The sequence below is a fragment of the Mesorhizobium sp. M7A.F.Ca.CA.002.05.1.1 genome (assembly GCF_003998335.1).
In the GTDB taxonomy this organism is placed as follows: Bacteria; Pseudomonadota; Alphaproteobacteria; order Rhizobiales; family Rhizobiaceae; genus Mesorhizobium.
Genome location: NZ_RZQI01001393.1, coordinates 1 through 951 on the forward strand (window position 1 = coordinate 1; position 951 = coordinate 951).

Consider the following 951-nt stretch of genomic DNA (forward strand, 5'->3'; position numbering starts at 1 on the left):
GTGTTTTCCCGTCTCCTGCTGTTAGAGGAACAGTCTAAGCGGCACTGTCCGCCCTGGCGATGTGCCATGAGACGCTGAAGCGGCGGCCACCGGACAGGCTTTTCAAATCAGTTGCGCATCCGGTTTTTCGCGGCTATGGATTTTCGCCATGAACATGCGTTCGATCAAGACCATTTGGTGGTGGGCCTGCTGACAGCGGCCTGTTCGAACACGTGCGCGTGAAAAGAGAGGGTGGCCGCAACGGAAAGTCCGGGCGGCCATTTGTTTTTTCCAAGCCATTCCCGGGTCCGTTGCCCCAAGACGCTGATGGAGACGGCAATGACGATAAAGCTTCTGGAAAACGGCGCGGAAAGTTTCGTGACCGCGGGTGGCATCACCATCACGCGCGCGCGCCACGACCGGCCCTATGCGGGCGCGATCGACGCTTACGTTGACGGCCTGAATTCGCGCCGCGGCGCTGTATTTTCCTCGAACTATGAATATCCCGGCCGCTACACGCGCTGGGACACCGCCATCATCGATCCGCCACTGGTCGTCTCGGCGCGCGGCCGTGCCATGCGCATCGAGGCGCTGAACCGCCGTGGCGAGGCGCTGCTGCCGGTCATCGGCAAGGCGCTCGCCAGCCAGGCGGATGTCACCATCGCCGAGACGTCGAAGACACTCATCCGCCTCGATGTCGCCAAGCCCGGCCGTGTCTTCACCGAGGAGGAGCGCAGCCGCGTCCCTTCAGTCTTCACGGTGCTGCGCGCCATCACCGCTCTGTTCAGGACCGAGGAAGACGCCAATCTCGGTCTCTACGGCGCTTTCGGCTACGACCTCGCCTTCCAGTTCGACCCGGTCGACTACAAGCTCGAGCGCAAGCCAAGCCAGCGCGACCTGGTGCTTTTCCTGCCCGACGAGATCCTGGTCGTCGACCATTATTCCGCCAAGGCCTGGACCGACCGCTATGAC

Annotated in this window: 1 pseudogene; it reads left to right on the forward strand. The window is 62.4% G+C overall.

The window, feature by feature from the left end:
• Positions 1-318: 318 nt before the first annotated feature.
• Positions 319-951, forward strand: a pseudogene (locus EN939_RS35835) (anthranilate synthase component I); the annotation flags it as partial.